14 protein-coding genes are annotated in these 17,632 nt (G+C 65.4%); 6 read left to right on the plus strand and 8 right to left on the minus strand.

Annotated elements, in window-relative coordinates; all coding sequences use genetic code 11:
* Window positions 1–103: 103 nt before the first annotated feature.
* Complete coding sequence (locus tag HV675_RS14800) at window positions 104–256, plus strand: hypothetical protein (RefSeq protein WP_175111667.1); 153 nt, start codon at window positions 104–106, stop codon at window positions 254–256.
* Between the two features lie 205 nt (window positions 257–461).
* Here the strand turns inward: HV675_RS14800 and HV675_RS14805 are convergent, their stop codons facing one another.
* Window positions 462–1,271, minus strand: a complete 810-nt coding sequence (locus HV675_RS14805; RefSeq protein ID WP_175111720.1) for a MipA/OmpV family protein — start codon at window positions 1,269–1,271, stop codon at window positions 462–464.
* Between the two features lie 538 nt (window positions 1,272–1,809).
* On the opposite strand from HV675_RS14805, the gene HV675_RS14810 reads away from it, so the two are divergent.
* Window positions 1,810–2,286 (plus strand): outer membrane lipoprotein, encoded by a 477-nt coding sequence (locus tag HV675_RS14810; RefSeq protein WP_175111668.1) that lies wholly within the window; start codon window positions 1,810–1,812, stop codon window positions 2,284–2,286.
* Window positions 2,287–2,469: 183 nt separating this feature from the next.
* On the opposite strand, the gene HV675_RS14815 is transcribed toward HV675_RS14810, so the two are convergent.
* From HV675_RS14815 to HV675_RS14825, 3 genes are all read right to left on the minus strand, one after another.
* Window positions 2,470–4,014 (minus strand): methyl-accepting chemotaxis protein, encoded by a 1,545-nt coding sequence (locus HV675_RS14815; protein WP_175111669.1) that lies wholly within the window; start codon window positions 4,012–4,014, stop codon window positions 2,470–2,472.
* 322 nt (window positions 4,015–4,336) lie between these two features.
* Entirely contained in the window at window positions 4,337–5,668 is a 1,332-nt protein-coding gene (locus tag HV675_RS14820; protein ID WP_175111670.1) for a dicarboxylate/amino acid:cation symporter, read from the minus strand.
* A 203-nt stretch (window positions 5,669–5,871) separates the two neighbouring features.
* Window positions 5,872–7,038: a mandelate racemase/muconate lactonizing enzyme family protein gene (locus HV675_RS14825; RefSeq protein ID WP_175111671.1), complete on the minus strand. Its 1,167-nt coding sequence runs from the start codon at window positions 7,036–7,038 to the stop codon at window positions 5,872–5,874.
* Window positions 7,039–7,153: 115 nt separating this feature from the next.
* On the opposite strand from HV675_RS14825, the gene HV675_RS14830 reads away from it, so the two are divergent.
* Window positions 7,154–8,095: a LysR family transcriptional regulator gene (locus tag HV675_RS14830; protein ID WP_175111672.1), complete on the plus strand. Its 942-nt coding sequence runs from the start codon at window positions 7,154–7,156 to the stop codon at window positions 8,093–8,095.
* Window positions 8,096–8,262: 167 nt separating this feature from the next.
* Here the strand turns inward: HV675_RS14830 and HV675_RS14835 are convergent, their stop codons facing one another.
* On the minus strand, window positions 8,263–8,448 hold the full coding sequence (locus HV675_RS14835; RefSeq protein ID WP_175111673.1) for a hypothetical protein: 186 nt from the start codon (window positions 8,446–8,448) through the stop codon (window positions 8,263–8,265).
* Between HV675_RS14835 and HV675_RS14840 the strand changes: the two genes are divergently transcribed.
* Together HV675_RS14840 and msrA are read left to right on the plus strand one after the other, a co-directional pair.
* Window positions 8,447–10,273 carry a cytochrome c biogenesis protein DipZ gene (locus HV675_RS14840; protein ID WP_175111674.1) on the plus strand — a complete coding sequence of 609 codons (1,827 nt, stop codon included), beginning with the start codon at window positions 8,447–8,449 and terminating at the stop codon, window positions 10,271–10,273. The genes HV675_RS14835 and HV675_RS14840 overlap by 2 nt on opposite strands.
* 24 nt (window positions 10,274–10,297) lie before the next feature.
* Complete coding sequence (msrA, locus tag HV675_RS14845) at window positions 10,298–11,050, plus strand: peptide-methionine (S)-S-oxide reductase MsrA (RefSeq protein WP_175111675.1); 753 nt, start codon at window positions 10,298–10,300, stop codon at window positions 11,048–11,050.
* Between the two features lie 212 nt (window positions 11,051–11,262).
* Here the strand turns inward: msrA and HV675_RS14850 are convergent, their stop codons facing one another.
* Genes HV675_RS14850 through aepX form a run of 3 tightly spaced genes read right to left on the minus strand, consistent with a single transcriptional unit; the run spans window position 11,263 to window position 15,247 of the window.
* Window positions 11,263–12,330: a 2-aminoethylphosphonate aminotransferase gene (locus HV675_RS14850; protein ID WP_175111676.1), complete on the minus strand. Its 1,068-nt coding sequence runs from the start codon at window positions 12,328–12,330 to the stop codon at window positions 11,263–11,265.
* 20 nt (window positions 12,331–12,350) lie between these two features.
* Entirely contained in the window at window positions 12,351–13,532 is a 1,182-nt protein-coding gene (gene aepY / locus HV675_RS14855) for a phosphonopyruvate decarboxylase (RefSeq protein ID WP_175111677.1), read from the minus strand.
* Window positions 13,529–15,247 carry a phosphoenolpyruvate mutase gene (aepX, locus tag HV675_RS14860; protein ID WP_175111678.1) on the minus strand — a complete coding sequence of 573 codons (1,719 nt, stop codon included), beginning with the start codon at window positions 15,245–15,247 and terminating at the stop codon, window positions 13,529–13,531. Before aepX ends, aepY begins: the two co-directional genes overlap by 4 nt.
* A gap of 608 nt (window positions 15,248–15,855) precedes the next feature.
* Here aepX and HV675_RS14865 point away from each other — a divergent pair.
* A complete protein-coding gene (locus HV675_RS14865) occupies window positions 15,856–17,397 on the plus strand; it encodes a methyl-accepting chemotaxis protein (RefSeq protein WP_175111679.1) in 1,542 nt (513 codons plus the stop codon).
* Window positions 17,398–17,632: the final 235 nt, after the last annotated feature.

The raw sequence follows: 17,632 nt of genomic DNA on the forward strand, positions 1-17,632 counted from the left end.
CGACCGCGCGCGCGAAGCGCAAGCGGCCTCGGGCCGGATCGCCTACGCTTCCGTTAGCAGGAAAGCACGCCACGCCCTCACGGGCCAAGCACGAGGTAACGCCATGATCTGCCGCATCCATACCGCGCCGATTCCGGAACCGCTCGCCGACCCGACCCGCGATCCTGAAGGCGACCCGCTGACGCCGCCGTCGCCCGGCCATCACAACGACGAGCCGCAGCGCCCGGAAGGGCCGCCCGATAAGGATCCGGTGTAGTCGTCGCCGCCGCGGGCCGGCACGCGCACCGCGCGGCCCGGCCCCTGAAGACAGGCGGCGCCCACGCGCGCGCCGTGCGACATCGCGCGCAGCGGCGCCGCGCAGCCCCCTTCGCTCGCGCAGGTATACCCCGCCTTCTAACCCTGCATCGAACGGCAACGCTGCGAACGCCGGCGATTAACCGGCGTCCGCACGTACGCCTGCGTCAGAACTGATAGTTCAACGATATATCGCAGACGCCGCCTGTCTTCGTCTGGATCACCGGGCTGGCCGCGGCGCTGCCGAGCAGCCGCTTCAGTGCGCCGTCGGCGGTCACGAACCAGTGCTTGTTGACGAACCAGATCATCGTGATACCGAACCCGGCCGACTTCAGGCCCGCGCTCGCGTCGTACTGCCGCAGCCCCGACGCGGCCGATTGCGCGGGATTCACGCCGAACCAGCTGTTCATATACGTCGAGTCCGCGAACGTCACCGACGGACCGGCGAACCAGAAGAACGTGTCCGAGCTGCCCGGCATCGGCATATAGGCGCCGAGATCCGCGATCCAGCCGTTCGAGCCGCCGATGCTGCGCGTGATCGCGGTGCGAAACGTCAGCGGGAAATTTTTCGACACCACGTACTCGGCGGCCAGTTTGATCTCCGGCGCCGGGTTGATGTTGCCGAGTCCGTTCAGATGCTGCGGGTCGTCGTGGCCGCGCCGCCCGAGGTCGTACACCGCGGCAATGCTCGCGCGCCAGTTCTGGCCCTGCGCCACATTGACGCCGAGACCCTCGCCGGTCGACAGGAAGGCCAGATCCTTGTAACGGATGTCGAGGCTCGGACCGACCAGCATGTGATAACGGGACGAACCGTCGTAGCGCGGCTCGAAGGTCGAGCCGATGCCGATGCGCGTTTCCCAGTCGGGAAGCGGCTGCGGCGCGAACATCTTCTCGAGCGGAATGCCCGCCGAGTACTGCCATTCGCCAAGCGGCGACGGCGTTTGCGCGAATGCGCCCGGTGCGGCGAACGCCGCCATCGCCGCGCTGGCGGCCGCCCATCCGGCAGCGCCACGGGCTTTCAGACTGCGATGCTGTCCGGCGCGACGCCCGGAGTGTTTCGTTGACGCCACAACGCCTCCCGTCTTCTGGTTGATTGGCTCTGGGCGCCTCTGCCGCGCTGCCGTCGTCGAAGGTCGATGGCAACGCGGCTCGAGCCGCGCCCGGAGTGGGTGAGCGAGTATGTCAGCGTGCGTGCCTGGCGCCTGCCGGGCCGTTTGCCCGCACACTGAGCAAAACACTACTGCGTAAATTCGCAGCCATGCATGCGGTAGCAAACGGTGTTCCACCATGTCGCGCGGGGACGCGCGCGCCCGTGTTTCCGTTTCAGTTTTCGGGCGCCGGGCCGCTTCCTGCCGGCAGCGGCCGATGCGCCGCACGCGGGCCAGCCCCGGCCGGCACGCGCGCCTACGCGTGCCGCTCATTTTTCCCTCATTCAGCGTCGCTACGCTGCAAACGTCAACTGCGCGCACGGCACGCACCGATCCGGGCAGCACCGATGCGCATCGAGGGGAAAAAATGAAAAGGTCACTGATATTCGTCAGCACGTCGGCACTGATCTGCGCGTGTGCGCTGAGCGGCTGCGCGACGCCCGCCGGTTCCGCCGACATCTACGGCGCCGCTCAGGCACAGCGCGAGGAAACCGTGCGTATGGGCACGGTCGAAAGCGTGCGCAATGTGACGATCGATGCGAACAACGGCCAGCCCGGTGTGCTCGGCGCACTCGGCGGCGGCCTGCTCGGCGGCGTCGCCGGCAGCGCGTTCGGCGGCGGGCACGGCTCGTTGCTGATGGGCGTGCTCGGCGGTGTGGCCGGCGCAGTGGCCGGCAGCGAGGTGCAACACAAGCTCGCGCAGCAGCATGGCGAGGAAATCACGGTGCGCCTCGACAACGGCGACTGGCGGGCAATCACGCAAAATGCCGACGACGGATATTTTCATCCGGGCCAACGCGTGCGGCTGCTGTCGAGCGACGGCATCACGCGCGTCACGGACTGACTCCGCGACGGCTAGCGCGTCGCGGTCGTCGAAGACGGCGCGATCCCGATCGTGTCGAACGGGACCGCGCTCGCAGATGAAGCGATCTTGGGCCGCGCGCGGGTCGGCGGGCGGCCGGCCTCGCGATATCGCATCACAAGACTTTGATCGCGCGTCAAGCAGCCACGCGACCGTGCATCGTTATTAACCGAGCTGGAACACCGACACCGCGCGCCGCAGCGAATGCGCCTGCTCATCGAGCGCCGCGGCCGCCGCGGCGGCCTGCTCGACGAGCGCCGCGTTCTGCTGCGACACCTCGTCCATCTGCGACACCGCGCGGTTCACCTGCTCGATGCCGTCGCGCTGCTCTTCGGATGCGGCGGCGATTTCATCCATGATCGCGGTGACGTGGGCGATCGACTGGCGCAGTTCCTCCATCGTTTCGCCCGCGGCGCCGACGAGGCGCGCGCCCGCATTGACGCGCTCGACCGAATCGCCGATCAGATCCTTGATCTCCTTCGCCGCGACGCCCGCACGCTGCGCGAGCGAACGCACTTCGCCCGCCACCACCGCGAAGCCGCGGCCCTGATCGCCGGCGCGCGCCGCTTCGACCGCGGCGTTCAGCGCGAGAATATTGGTCTGGAACGCGATGCTTTCGATCACACCGGTAATATCGGCAATCTTCTGCGAGCTGCGGTCGATGCTGCCCATCGTCTCGACCACGTCGCCGACCACCGTCGCACCGCGCCCGGCGACAACGTTTGCCTTGCCGGCCAGATCCTGCGCCTGGCGTGCGTTGTCGGCATTCTGTTTGACGGTCGCGGTCAACTGCTCCATGCTCGCCGCGGTTTCCTGCAGCGACGCGGCCTGCTCTTCGGTGCGCTGCGACAGATCGCTGTTGCCCGCCGCGATCTGACGCGTCGCGGTGACGATCGACTCCGAGCTGTGCGTGACCTGGCGAACCGTTTCCGTGAGGCCGCCCTGCATCGTCTTCAGGCCATCGACCAGCTTGCCCATTTCGTCTTGCGAGCCCGCCTCGAAACGGCCCGTCAGGTCGCCGCTCGCGATGCGGCGCAACTGTTCAAGCACCGTCACCAGCGGCCGCGAGATCGACCGGTTCAGGCCGCTCGCGCAGGCGAAACAGGCGCCCATGCCGATCACGATCAGCACCGCGCCGACGATGCGCAGCAAGCGGAAGTTCGCCTGCGCTTCGTCGAATGCGCGCTTGCCGCGCTCGAGCTTCCATTGCTGAAGCGCGTCCCACGCTTTCGAAAGCGGCACCGTGTACTTGACGATCACGTTCATCGCGATGTCGTCGGCGGCCTTGCTGTCGCCCTTTTTCAACGCGTCCATCATCGGCAGGATGGCCTGCTGGACGATCGCGTTACGCGCGGTGTTCGCCGCATCGGCGAGTTGCTGTTCCTCGGGCTCGTGCGGCATCGCGCCGTACTCCTGCCAGGCGTGATCCGAATCCGCGAGGTAGCCGCCCGCCTTCTCGATGAGGCGCGGCACCTCCGGTGCGTCCGGATGGAGCAGCGCGCGGTCGAGCGTGGTGCGCACGATCGTCAGGTTCAGGTTCGACTTGCCAAGCGCGATGGACGAGGCAAGCTGGTTCGAGTACGCATAGTCGAGGTCGCCGCTCAGATCCTGCATGCCGAACTGCGCAAGCAGACCGAGTGCGACGATCAGGACGCCCAGAAGCGCGGTGGTGGCCCAAAGGCGGGCGGAGATGGAGAGGCGTGAAAACATGATTGGCCAGGTAAGTTGTTTTTGGATCAACCCGGCCCTTCATCGAACGATCGGATGGGCGCCGGTCTATCGCTGATAACAACGGCACCGGCGCGCCTAACTTGAGGCTTTCGATCAAAAAAAATCGTTTGCGAATGCGCTTTGCGCGACGCGCGTTCGCGACCTCGCCGCCGGTTTCGGGCGGCCCGGTCGCGAGCGATGCAAAACGTCGATAACCGGCCTTGTAAAAGACCGGTTATCTGGGCGAAACGTCAGCGGGCGAAACGTCAGCGGGCGAAACGTCAGCGGGTGAAACGTCAGCAGGTGAAACGTCTGCGGACGATCAGCGGCCGCGCGCTGCCGTCGAATCGAAATTGACAGCCTGCTGCAAGTCGCCGTCATCCGGGTCGATCCGGCCGTCGAGCACCGCCTGCGCGGTCGCACGATCGAGCGCGCCTTCCCAGCGCGCGACCGCGAGCGTCGCGACGCCGTTGCCGATCAGGTTCGTCACCGCGCGCGCTTCGTTCAGGAAGCGGTCGACGCCGAGCAGCAGCACGAGACCCGTCACCGGAATCTGGTGCATCGACGCAAGCGTCGCCGCCAGCGCGACGAAGCCGGCGCCCGCGACGCCCGCCGAACCCTTCGACGTGAACAGCAGCACACCGAGCACGATCAGCTGGTCTTCGAGCGACAGCGGAATATTCAACGCCTGCGCGACGAAGATCGCCGCCATCGTCAGATAGATCGACGTGCCGTCCGCGTTGAACGTATAACCGGTCGGCAGCACCATGCCGACGACCGACTTGCGGCAGCCGAGCTGTTCCATCTTCACGAGCATCTGCGGCAGCACCGCTTCGGTCGACGCGGTGCCGAACGTGATCAGGATTTCATCCTTGATATAGCGCAGGAACTTCCACAGCGACAGGCCGCAGATGCGCATGATCACGCCGAGAATCACGACGATAAACACGCCCGACGTGAGATACACGCACAGCATCAGTTCGCCGAACTGTTTCAGCGTGCCGATCCCGTACTTGCCGACGGTGAACGCGATGCCGCCGAACGCGCCGATCGGCGCGACGTACATCACGATGCGCACCACACCGAACATGCCGTGCAGGAACGTGTCGAGGATGTCGACGAACGGCTCGGCGCGCTTGCCCATCTTCGCGAGCGCGACCGCGAACAGCACCGAGAAGAAGATGATCTGCAGCATGTCGCCGTTGGCGAACGAGCCGACCACCGTCGACGGCACGATGCCCATCAGGAACTCGATCGCGCCGTGTTCTTTCGCGGCGTGCGCATAGGTCGCGATGGCCGCGCCGTCGAGATGCGCCGGATCGACGTTCATGCCGACGCCGGGCTTCAACACGTTCACGACCACCAGACCGATCGCGAGCGCGAAAGTCGACACGATTTCAAAGTACAGCAGCGCCTTGACGCCGACGCGCCCCGCTTCGTGAATGTCGTTCATGCGCGCGATGCCGACCACCACCGACGCGAAGATGATCGGCGCGAGCAGCATCCGGATCAGCTTGATGAACAGATCGCCGAGCGGCTTCATCTGCGCGCCGACATCGGGATTGAAATGGCCGAGCAGCACGCCGATCACGATGCCGATCAGCACCTGCACGTATAACTTCGAAAGGGTTTTCCTGATGCGTTGAGCACTCATCGTGGTCTCTCTCCTAGGTACTGCTACGGCTGGTCGCCTGGGGCCCGAAAAAGCCGCCAGCGTACCGGTCCAACATGACAATGGGGAGCTCGCGCCCATCGTGTATCCGCTTGTCTCCGCGTGGTCCCCGTTGTAACGACGAAGCCGCTTGCCCGCTGCACTCCCTTGCAGACGGACAGGCGGCCTTGTTCAAAGCGGCTCGATTACGCGAGCAGTGTCTGCATCTGCTGATACAGATCGCTCTTGCCTTCGAAGCCGATGCCCGGCAGATCCGGCATCGTGATGTGGCCGTTGTCGACCTTCACGCCATCGGGGAAGCCACCGAACGGCTGGAACAGATCCGGATACGACTCGTTGCCGCCCAGGCCGAGACCCGCCGCGATATTCAACGACATCTGGTGGCCGCCGTGCGGAATGCAGCGCTTACGCGACCAGCCATGCTCATGCAGCATGTCGAGCGTGCGCAGATATTCGACGAGGCCGTACGACAGCGCGCAGTCGAATTGCAGATAGTCGCGGTCCGGGCGCATGCCGCCGTAGCGGATCAGGTTGCGCGCGTCCTGCATCGAGAACAGATCTTCGCCGGTTGCCATCGGCTTGTCGTAGTAGTTGCGCAGCGTGGCCTGCAGTTCGAAGTCGAGCGGATCGCCCGGCTCCTCATACCAGAACAGGTCGTACTGCGACAGCGCCTTCGCATAGCGCACCGCGGTGTCGAGATCGAAGCGGCCGTTCGCGTCGACCGCGAGCTTCTGGCCGTCCTGCAGCACCGACAGGATCGAGTCGATACGGCGCAGGTCCTCGTCGAGCGAGCCGCCGCCGATCTTCTTCTTCACAACCGTATAGCCGCGGTCGATGTAGCTGCGCATCTCGTCCTTCAGCTTGCCGTGGTCCTGGCCCGGGTAGTAATAGCCGCCCGCCGCATAGACGAACACCTTGCGATCCGGCACGCCGTTGCCGTAGCGGTCCGCGAGCAGCTGGAACAGCGGCTTGCCTTCGATCTTCGCGACGGCGTCCCACACGGCCATATCGACCGTGCCGATCGCGACCGAGCGCTCGCCATGGCCGCCCGGCTTTTCATTCGTGAACATCGTTGCCCAGATCTTGTGCGGATCGAGGTTGGTGCCTTTGTCGTCGACCAGCGATTCCGGAGCCGCTTCCATGATGCGCGGAACGAAACGCTCGCGCATCAGCGTGCCCTGTCCATAGCGGCCATTCGAATTGAAACCGAAACCGACCACCGGCTTGCCGTCGCGGATCACGTCGGTGATCACTGCGACACAGCTCAGCGTCATCTTGCTGAAGTCGATATAGGCATTTCGAATCGATGAACTAATAGGGAAAGTCTTTTCGCGAATCTCGACGATCTTCATGTGGGTTTCCGGAACTCGTGCACGCGGCCGGTGCAGATGCTGTTTGAAAGTCGCAAGATTACGTCCGCCGAAGCGCGTTAGAATTCAACATTATTCAATTAATAATTCACTTTCGGTGAAAACTGACATTAACTCAGACCTCGAATTTTTCGTTCTGCTGGCGCGCCACGAAAGCCTTTCGGCGGCCGCCCGCGCGCTCGATCTGACGCCGCCCGCGGCGACGCGGCGCCTCGCGCAAATGGAAGAAAAACTGGGGGTGCGGCTCGTGAACCGCACGACGCGCACGGTCAGCCTGACCACCGAGGGCGAGATCTACCTGCAGCATGCCACCCGCATTCTCGCGCAGGTGCAGGAAATGGAAGACGCGGTCTCGAGCCACGGCGCGGCGCCGCGCGGCCTGCTGCGCGTGAACGCGTCGCTCGGCTTCGGCCGTACCTCGCTTGCGCCGCTCGTATCGAAGTTCGCGAAGGCGTACCCGAACGTCGAAGTGCAGTTCGAAGTGACCGACCGGCCGATCGACCTGATCGAAAACGCGTTCGACCTTGCGATCCGCTTCGGCGAACTGCCGGATCAGCGCCTGAACGCACGGCGCATCATGTCGAACCGGCGCTTCCTGTGCGCATCGCCCAGCTATCTGGAGCTCAACGGTACGCCGCAGAAAGTGGGCGATCTCGCGCATCACCGTTGCATCGTGCACCGGCAAAACGACGATGCATACGGCATCTGGCGCTTCGTGCACGATCAGCACAGCGAAGCTGTCAAGGTGCACGGCATGCTGTCGAGCAATGACGGCGACATCGTGCTCAGCTGGGCGCTCGACGGCCACGGCATTCTGATCCGCTCCGAGTGGGACCTCGAAAAATATGTGAAAAGCGGCCGGCTGCGCGTCGTGCTGCCGGAGTTCGTGCTGCCGGACGCGGATCTGTTCGTCTACTACCCGAGCCGGCAGAACCAGGCGGCGCGGGTGCGCGCGTTTATCGACTTTCTGGTCGAGCAGTTCGATCCGCCGGCGCGGAGAGGACGAGAAAGCCTGATCAGGCATGGTACGGGCCGATAAGTCCCGGTAAGGGGTGATCAAGGGCCCGCCAGCGCAGCCGGCGATGATGACGGGCCGCGCCCCACAGCGGCCCGGCCTGCCGGGCCCGATATGGGCTTCGGGCGACTGACCGGCAATGCTCGCCGGCCAGCGAGCCGCGCGTTTGGCGTCGCCCCGCTCCACACCTGTCATTTTTGCCGGCCCGCCGCGACTGATGCGATGTATCGGGGAATAACCAACGGCAAACGGTGTTTGCCCGATGAAAGGCACTTGCGGAACGCGCCGCTATCGCCCGCCTGATTGGGCATACGAATGCGCCGCAGGGATTGCGCCGGTATGCGGCGCGCGCATCGCACATTGAGGTCATCGAACATGATTCCGTTTCTGATTGCGTGGTTGGGCGGCGTGCTGACAATCGTCAGCCCGTGCATCTTGCCGGTCTTGCCGTTTGTCTTCGCGCGCACCGGCAAGCCGTTTCTGCAAAGCGGTCTGCCGCTGCTGGCCGGCATGGCCGCCACATTCAGCGCGGTCGGCGCGCTGGCCGCGGTCGGCGGCGGCTGGGCGGTCGCCGCGAACCAGTACGGCCGCGTCGCCGCGCTGATCATCATGGCCGCGTTCGGCCTCACGCTGCTGCTGCCGCGGCTCTCCGACGCGATGACGCGTCCGCTCGTCGCGCTCGGCGCACGGCTCTCCGAATCCGCACAGGGCGCCGAGCACGGCTCGGCCTTCTGGGCGTCGCTGCTGCTCGGCGTCGCGACCGGCCTGTTGTGGGCGCCATGCGCGGGCCCGATTCTCGGCCTGATCCTGACCGGCGCCGCGCTGCAAGGCGCGAGCGTACATACGTCGCTGCTGCTGCTCTCCTATGCGGCCGGCGCCGCGACTTCGCTCGCGCTTGCGCTGGTGGTCGGCGGCAAGGTGTTCAGCGCGATGAAAAAGTCGTTGCATGTGAGCGAATGGCTCAAGCGCGGGCTGGGCGTCGCGGTGCTGGTGGGGGTCGCCGCGATTGCCGCGCATGCGGATACCGGCTTTCTCACGCATCTGTCGCTTGCCGGCACGAACAACCTCGAACAAAGCGTGATCGACCGCTTCCGTCCGGCGAAGAGCGGCGCGCAAAGCGCGCTGGCGGCGGCCGCGCCGTCGGGCGCCTCCGCCGATAGCCAGGCATCGGGAACCGGCGGCGCAGACGCCCCCGCGCTCACCCGGGTTGCGCAACCCGGCAGCCCTGCACCGCTGCCGGTCGAGGGCACGCTGCCGTCGCTCGACGGCGCGGTGCAATGGCTGAACTCGCCGCCGCTTACCACGGCGCAACTGCGCGGCAAAGTCGTGCTGGTCGATTTCTGGACGTACTCGTGCATCAACTGCCTGCGCACGCTGCCGTACGTGAAAGCGTGGGCCGACAAGTACAAGGACGCCGGGCTGGTCGTGATCGGCGTGCACACGCCGGAATTCGCGTTCGAAAAGGACGTCGGCAATGTGAGCCGCGCGGTGAAGGACCTGAAGGTCAACTTCCCGGTCGCGATCGACGACAACTACAAGATCTGGCGCGCGTTCGGCAACGAATACTGGCCGGCGGACTACTTCGTCGACGCGCAAGGCCGCATCCGCGCGCATCACTTCGGTGAAGGCGATTACGCGGGTTCCGAGCAGACCATCCGGCAACTGTTGACCGAAGCCGGCGCGCACAACTTGCCCGGCGGTCTCGTGAAGGACGACGGCACGGGCGCCGAGGCCGCGCCGGAGATGGCCGATATTCAGTCACCCGAAACGTATGTCGGCTATAACCGCGCGACCAATTTCGCCTCGCCGGGCGATCCGGTGCTCGACAAGCCGCATCGCTATACGCTTGGCAACGGATTAGGCCTGAACGACTGGGCGCTCGACGGCACCTGGACGCTCGGCGCCGAGCATACCGATCTCGATCAGCCAGGCGGTGCGATTGCGTTCCGCTTTCACGCACGCGACCTGCATCTGGTGCTCGGACCGTCCGCGAACGGACAGCCGGTACGCTTCCAGGTGATGATCGACGGCAAGACGCCGGGCGCGAACCACGGCAGCGACACCGACGCGAACGGCAACGGCACGGTGACGAGCCAGCGGCTGTATCAGCTGGTCCGCCAGAGCGGCGCGATCACCGACCATACGTTTGAAATCCGCTTCCTCGACCCGGGCGTGCGCGCATATGCGTTCACGTTCGGTTGATCCCGCTTCGTCACGGAGATAGACATGCAAAACGAAGTTTCCCGCCCCACCTCCCGCACGGCCGCGGCGCGCGGCCTGCGCCGCCGGCTGCCGTTTGCCGGGTTGCTGGCGGCGGTCGTCGCCGGCATCGGCCTCACGCATGGGCACGTATTTGCCGACGAGGCCCATCAGGTGCCGCCGCCGGTGCTCGACGAAACGGCCGCAAGCGCGCCCGCATCGGAAACCGTCGTACTCGCCGGCGGCTGCTTCTGGGGCGTGCAGGGCGTGTTCCAGCACGTGAAAGGCGTGACGAGCGCGGTGTCCGGTTATACCGGCGGCAAACAGTCGTCGGCCGAGTACGAGACGGTGAGCACCGGCACCACGGGCCACGCGGAATCGGTGCGCGTGACGTTCGACCCGCATCAGATCAGCTACGGCCATATCCTGCAGATCTACTTCTCGGTCGCGCACGATCCGACCGAGTTGAACCGGCAGGGGCCGGACGTCGGCACGCAATACCGCTCGACGATTTTCCCGAGCACGCCCGAACAGGCGCGCCTCGCGACTGCGTATATCGCGCAGTTGAGCAAAGCCCATGTGTTCTCCGACAAGATCGTCACGACCATCGAGCCGGACCGCACGTTCTACCCGGCGGAGTCGTATCACCAGAACTACCTGACGCTGCACCCGGATCAGCCGTATATCGCGATCAACGATATTCCGAAGGTCGACGATCTGAAGAAGCTGTTCCCGACGCAGTATCGGGACAAGCCGGTGTTGGTGAAGATGGCTTCGTGAGTGGGTGGGTGAGGGCAAGGCGGCGCGGAATGACGAGGTGTCCCGCGTTCACGCGCACCATTATTCCGGAATATCGGAACTATGGCCCTTGACGGGCAGCATCGACGCTTAATTCCGGAATACCGGAATTAAGCGGTTGGACACCGGTGTAGAAAATACGCCCCTATGCGTCGCAAGCCGCCACCATCGCCCCACCCCGCGGCGGCGCAACCTCACTTCGTCAACGCATCAAAGCTCTGCAACAAACGCTCGATATCCGCCGCATGGATATCGCCCATCGTCGAGATCCGGAACAGCTCCGCGGACAGGCCGCCCTGCCCCGCATAGATCACGAATCCGCGCGACTTCAACGCATCGTGCAAGTGCGGATACGACACGCCCGCCGGCAACCGGTACGCGCGCAGCACGACCGACGACTCGTGCGGCGCCAGCACGCTCGCCATCCCGCGCGCCGCCAGCCCTGCGCGCACCTGCTCGGCCAGCGCCGCGTAGCGCGCATGACGCGCGCTCCAGCCGCCTTCGTCGGCCAGTTCGCGCAGCGCTTCGACGAGCGCGTAGTACGCGTGCACCGACGGCGTGAACGGCGTATTGCGCTGATCCTGCAAACGCGCAAGGCGCGCGAGGTCGAGATAGTAGGTGCGGCTTGCCGCGACGGCCAGCGCGTCGCGCCGCACGATCACGAATGCCGCGCCCGGCACGCCGTGCAGGCACTTGTTCGCGGTCGCCGCGACTGCCGCGAGCGTCATGTCCGCAAAGTCGATCGCTTCCGCGCCGAAGCTGCTCACGCCATCGACCAGCAGACGCACGCCGCGCTCGCGGCAAACCGTCGCGAGCGCGCGCAGATCGTTCAGGCGGCCCGTCGTCGTTTCGTGATGAATCGCCGCGACGTGCGTGATCGAACGATCCGCATCGAGCGCGGCCGCGATACGCGCGACATCCGGCGCCTGCATCCACTCGTGTTTCGCGACCGTGTGCGCGATCCGGTATTGCGTCGCGATCTGCGTGATCCGTTCGCCGTACACACCGTTTTCGATCACCAGCAGCTTGCCGGCGTCCGGCACGAGCGCCGCAACCATGCTCTCGACCGCGGCCGTGCCGGAGCCCGTCATCAGCACCGCGGCCCATTGCGACGGATCGAGTCCGTACAGTTGCAGCAAGCGCGCGCGCGCTTCGTCCTGCAAATCGAAGAACTCGCTTTCGCGATGGCATAGATCGGTCTGCAACAGGCTGTTGCGCACGCGTGTGCTCAGCGTGACCGGACCGGGGTTCAGCAGCAACATCGAGGTTCTCCTTCCTGGCCTTACTGTGCGGCCTTGCCTTGCGGGGCGAGCGCGCCAAGGTGGCGCATCAGGCGCGTCTTCACGTCCGGCGGCGTGATGGTCGGGCGCGGCAGGCCGTCAGGCGTGCCGCGGCGAATCGTCAGCCGCACGAAGCGCGGGCCGTTGCCGGCGCGCGGCGCCGCGAGCACCTCGTCGAGCACGCTCAACTGATCGCTTTCCACCGCCGACGCGTAGCCGCATGCCGCCGCGACACCCGCGAACGACACCTGCGGCGAGACCGTCGCCTGACCGCCGGTCGAATCGTGCGCGCCGTTATCGAGCAGCACGTGCGTGAGATTCGCGGGCCCATACGCGCCGAGCGTCGCGAACACGCCCATGCGCATCAGCGCCGCGCCGTCGCCGTCGAGCGCCACCACGTGCAGGTCCGGCCGCGTCAACGCGAGGCCAAGCGCGAACGGCGTGAGGCAACCCATCGAGCCGACCATGTACAACTGGTTCGCACGATCGTCGAGCGCATACAACTCGCGGCCGCAGAAGCCGGTCGAGGCCAGCACCACCGTCGAGGCGAGCGGCGTATGCGCGATCACGCGTTGCAGCGCTTCGTTGCGAGTCGGCAGCGCGTCGGGGGCGACACCGGCGAATGGCGAAACCGCCGCTTGCGCCGCATCGCGCCGCGTCGCGTTCGCCACTTTCAGCTCATACGGCTTGACGCTGCCTTTTTGCATGACGAGCGCATACGGGCGGCCGGTTTCGTCCATATGCTTCGTCGCGCGGTCGAGCGCCGGACCGATCGCGTCGGCTTCCGTCGGGAAGGTCTCCCACGGAATCTCCATCGTGTCGAGCATGGCCGGCGTAATCGGCCCCATCAGCGCGTGCTGCGGTTCGTCCGGCACGCCCGGCTGTCCGCGCCACGTGACAATCAGCAGTTGCGGCAAGCGGAACGTCCAGGTGAGCGACGTGAGCGGGCTCACCGCATTGCCGAGGCCCGAGTTCTGCATCATCGTGACGCCGCGCCGGCCGCCGAGCGTCACGCCCGCGATCAACGCGACCGCGTCGCCTTCGTTCGCCGCCGAGACGTAATGCAGATTCGGATCCTGCAGCACGTAGTTGATAAACGGCGTCAGGTACGAACACGGCACGCCCGCATACCAGTCGAAGCCGCGCGCCCGCGCCGCGTCGACAAACTGTGCCGCTTCGATCATCGTGCGCCCTCGTCGGCGCTGCCGCCTTGCGCAAGCGGCGTTTGCGCATGCGCGAAATCGCCCGCGCGACGGAAGTCGTCGAGGTCGTTCACGCCGCGCCAGTGGCCGTGCACGTATTGCACTTCGACCGCTTCGCCGGCTTCGATCAGCGCGTTGAGCAGCGCCGGCATATCGAGCGACGCGAAGTCCGCGCGCGTGCGCAGTTGCGCCATCACGTCCTGCAGACGCGCGAGGCCCGCGCCGCGCACGTTCACGAGACCCACCCAGCGCCCGTTCGGCGCTTTCGATGCCGCCTGCGCCGGCGCATCGTTTTCGTCGCTGGAGACGCGGCGCAGCAGCACCTTGTTGCCGAACAGACCGCGGTCGTCGGCGGCCGAGCACCACGCGAAATCGCGCACGCTGCGGTTGGCCGCATGCGTCTCCGACGCGTCCGACGAATCGACCACGACGCTGAACGCCGCTTCGCTTTCCACGAGGTCGCGCACGATATAGCTGCGGAACAGCAGATCGCCGTACGAGATCACCGTGTCGCCCTGCAGACGCTCGAGCGCGCAGGCAAGCGACGCGAGTTCGCCGGTCGTTTCATGCTTGTCATTCACGACAAGCTTGATGCCCGCCGTGTCGATCGCATCGGCGCGATAGCCGCCGACCACGGTGATATCGTTGACGCCCTGCTTCTTGAACGCATCGACGAGCCAGCGCAACAGCGGCTTGCCGGCAATCGGCAGCATCACTTTCGGACGATCGGCCGTGACCGCTTCGAGGCCCTTGCCGCGGCTCGCCGCGAGCACGACCGCGGCGCCCGATGCGCGCGATGCGGACAGATAGCGGTCTTCCGCCTCCGAATATTCGTCCGCATCCTGCAAGCGGAAAATCTCGTTCACCGTCGCCACGCGGTCTTCGACATTGACGAGCGTCTGGTTCTCGTAGATGTCCTTCACGACCGCCTGCATCGCGGACACGGCCGCGCGCAACTGATGGTTGGCCCAGATCACCGCGCTGATGCCCGCCTTGCGGAACACGTCGGTCGGCGTGCTGTAGTACTTGGTCGGCACGATCACGATCGGGCAGCGGCCGGCCCATTCGCGCGCGAACTCGAGAATCTCGTCGGGCTTCGACAGCTTGCTGTGCATCAGGATCGCATCGGCGCCCGCGAGCCGGTACGCTTCCGCGCGGCGCAGCGCTTCTTCCATGCCCCAGCCGGCAATCAGCGCCTCGACGCGCGCGACGATCGAGAAATTCTCATCGAGCTGCGAGTCCTTGCCGGCCTTGATCTTGCCGCAGAATTCGTCGACGTCCGCGAGCGGCTGGCGCTCGCCGTTGATAAAGCTGTTCGTTTTCGGGAACTGCTTGTCTTCGATACAGACGCCCGCGATGCCGCGCTGTTCGAGCTTGCGCACGAGACGGCGCACGTTGTTGAAGTTGCCGTAACCGGTATCGCCGTCGAGCAGGATCGGCAGATCGCTCGCGTCGGCCATGAATTCGAGCTGGTCGACCACCTGGGTCCAGCTCGCTTCGTTGTTGTCGCGCACGCCGAACTGCGCGGAGATCGTCAGGCCCGAGCCCCAGATGGCCTTGAAGCCCGCCTCGCGCACGATGCGCGCCGACAGGCCGTTATGCGCTTCCATCAGGAATTCGAGCTCGTTGCTGGTCAGCATCTGGCGCAGGCGTGCGCTGCGGGACGAAACGGAAAAAGAAGGTTCGCGTGCGTTCATTATCTGGCTCCTACTGGCCGCGCAAATGGCGGAAAAACATCGACGGTTGCTCGCGCAACGTCGTGGGAAAAATCCTGGGAGACAGCGTTCCCGGCGCTCGTGCGAACGCGGGCCTCGCGTGCGGCAATCCGGATTGCGCGTCTGCGGTTCCCAGGGAGATATCGAATGGGTATAGACGGTTTTTATTCAAATCGGAGTCCGGCTGCCCGAATCGCGGGTCGGTTTCCGGATAACCAAAAGTGGCGACTATATCGGAAATAAAACGGTCTCGCCGCGTTGATAAGCCGTTTATGGCATTTGGTGGAATTAGTTTGAAAAATGTGGATTTGCGGCGCACGTGTTGCCGCGTGATCAGCGCCTGGAACCCGTCCTCGATCAACGTCAGAAAAGTCTGTGCAATGCGTTGATTTATCGGACGAAAGACCGCGCGAATAGCGCACCGGTTAGGGGTTTCCCCTGCTGTGCTGTCGCCGCGCCGCAACCGTTAACGACAATCAGGCGCCACGACGCGCCGCCTTGCAACTTTTCCATCGACCTTAATTCGTCACGCTGTTTTCGAGCAGGCACGACAACCGCCCGCTTCATCCAGATATCCGGACATACAGACCATGACGCTCAACAAGAAACTCGGCTCGATGATCGCCGTGCTGTGGATCGGCCTGATCCTGATCGGCGCATTCGGCGCGTGGCAAAGCCGCGCATCGATGATCGCCGAGCGTCGCGCGCAACTGATGACGCTCGGTCAGGAGGCCAATTCGATCGTCAACCATTACTACACGCTCGCGCAGCAGCATGCGATCAGCGAAGACGACGCGAAGAAGCAGGCGCTCGCGGCGATGAACGCGCTACGCTACGGCACCGACGGCTACTTTTCGATCAACGATTCGCAGCCGGTGATGCTGATGCATCCGATGAAGCCCGAACTGAACGGCAAGAACCTCGCACAGTTCGCGGACCCGGCAGGCACGCATGTATTCCTCGGCATCGTGCAGGCCGGCAATCACGACGGCGGCGGCTTCGTCGATTACCTGTGGTCGAAGCCCGGTCACGAGAAGCCGGTGCCGAAGACCAGCTTTTCGCTGCGCTTCGCGCCGTGGGACTGGTATCTCGTGACCGGCATGTATATGGACGATGTGCAGAGCGCATTCATCGCCAACCTCGTGCGCTGGCTCGCGATCACCTTTGCGCTCGGCGCGCTCGCGACGGTCGTGATGGTGCTCGTGTTGCGCAGCGTGCGGCGCACGCTTGGCGGCGATCTCGAAGTGGCCGTGGTCGCCGCGCGCCGGATGGCGAACGGCGACCTCGCCACCGCGGTGCCGCTTGTGCACGGCGACCATCCGAGCCTGCTGCATGCGTTGCGCGAGATGCAGCAGGGACTCGTCGCGACCGTGTCGCGCGTGCGCGCCGGCACTGAAAATATCGATGTGGGCGCAACCGAAATTGCCGCCGGCAACACCGACCTGTCGCAGCGCACTGAAGAGCAGGCGGCCGCGCTCGTGCAAACCGCATCGAGCATGGACCAGATGACCAGCAACGTGAAGCACAACGCGGACAGCGCCACGCAGGCCGCGCAGCTCGCGAGCCAGGCGGCGGACGTCGCGTCGCGCGGCAGCCAGGTCGTCGACGACGTGGTGCGCACGATGGGCGACATCACGAACAGCTCGCGGCAGATCGGCGACATCATCGGCGTGATCGACGGCATCGCGTTCCAGACGAATATTCTCGCGCTGAACGCGGCCGTCGAAGCGGCGCGCGCCGGCGAACAGGGCCGCGGCTTCGCGGTCGTCGCGGCCGAAGTGCGCAGCCTTGCGCAGCGCTCGGCCACCGCCGCGAAGGAGATCAAGGCGCTGATCGAAACCTCGACCGGCAGCGTCGATGCGGGCGCCGAGCTCGTCGCCAGCGCCGGCTCGACGATGGGCGAGATCGTGCAGTCGGTGCGGCGCGTCAATGAAATTCTCGAAGAGATCAGCCGCGCGTCGCGCGAGCAGAGCGCGGGCATCGAGCAGGTGAATCGTGCGGTCGGCGAGATGGATCAGGTCACGCAGCAGAATGCGGCGCTCGTCGAACAGGCCGCCGCGGCCGCGCATTCTCTGAAGGACCAGGTGAGCGTGCTGCGCGACGCGATTTCGACGTTCACGCTGCCGGCCTGATCGGCATCCCGCTTCCTCGCTTCCTCGTCGCTTCCTCGCTTCTTCCACCCATCTTCCCCGCGCCGCCCGGTGACCTGTCGGCGGCGCGCTCCCGCCTTGCCCGACGCGGCGTTGACAAATCTTGACAGTCGTTCTCCCGCGGAATGCCTAAACTCTCGCGCTCGGGAGCGCACCGGTCGCGTATCGGCCGTGCACCGGTCGTGCATCGGCCGTGTATCGATCACGGTATCGGTCG

Origin of the sequence: Paraburkholderia solisilvae (assembly GCF_902859875.1) — a bacterium.
Lineage (GTDB): Bacteria > Pseudomonadota > Gammaproteobacteria > Burkholderiales > Burkholderiaceae > Paraburkholderia > Paraburkholderia solisilvae.

Excerpts from the sequence above, each read along its gene's own strand:
- HV675_RS14800 (WP_175111667.1), top strand. The coding sequence starts at position 104 with ATGATCTGCCGCATCCATACCGCGCCGATTCCGGAACCGCTCGCCGAC.
- HV675_RS14805 (WP_175111720.1), bottom strand. The coding sequence starts at position 1,271 with ATGGCGGCGTTCGCCGCACCGGGCGCATTCGCGCAAACGCCGTCGCCG.
- HV675_RS14810 (WP_175111668.1), top strand. The coding sequence starts at position 1,810 with ATGAAAAGGTCACTGATATTCGTCAGCACGTCGGCACTGATCTGCGCG.
- HV675_RS14815 (WP_175111669.1), bottom strand. The coding sequence starts at position 4,014 with ATGTTTTCACGCCTCTCCATCTCCGCCCGCCTTTGGGCCACCACCGCG.
- HV675_RS14820 (WP_175111670.1), bottom strand. The coding sequence starts at position 5,668 with ATGAGTGCTCAACGCATCAGGAAAACCCTTTCGAAGTTATACGTGCAG.
- HV675_RS14825 (WP_175111671.1), bottom strand. The coding sequence starts at position 7,038 with ATGAAGATCGTCGAGATTCGCGAAAAGACTTTCCCTATTAGTTCATCG.
- HV675_RS14840 (WP_175111674.1), top strand. The coding sequence starts at position 8,447 with ATGATTCCGTTTCTGATTGCGTGGTTGGGCGGCGTGCTGACAATCGTC.
- HV675_RS14835 (WP_175111673.1), bottom strand. The coding sequence starts at position 8,448 with ATGTTCGATGACCTCAATGTGCGATGCGCGCGCCGCATACCGGCGCAA.
- msrA (WP_175111675.1), top strand. The coding sequence starts at position 10,298 with ATGCAAAACGAAGTTTCCCGCCCCACCTCCCGCACGGCCGCGGCGCGC.
- HV675_RS14850 (WP_175111676.1), bottom strand. The coding sequence starts at position 12,330 with ATGTTGCTGCTGAACCCCGGTCCGGTCACGCTGAGCACACGCGTGCGC.
- aepY (WP_175111677.1), bottom strand. The coding sequence starts at position 13,532 with ATGATCGAAGCGGCACAGTTTGTCGACGCGGCGCGGGCGCGCGGCTTC.
- aepX (WP_175111678.1), bottom strand. The coding sequence starts at position 15,247 with ATGAACGCACGCGAACCTTCTTTTTCCGTTTCGTCCCGCAGCGCACGC.
- HV675_RS14865 (WP_175111679.1), top strand. The coding sequence starts at position 15,856 with ATGACGCTCAACAAGAAACTCGGCTCGATGATCGCCGTGCTGTGGATC.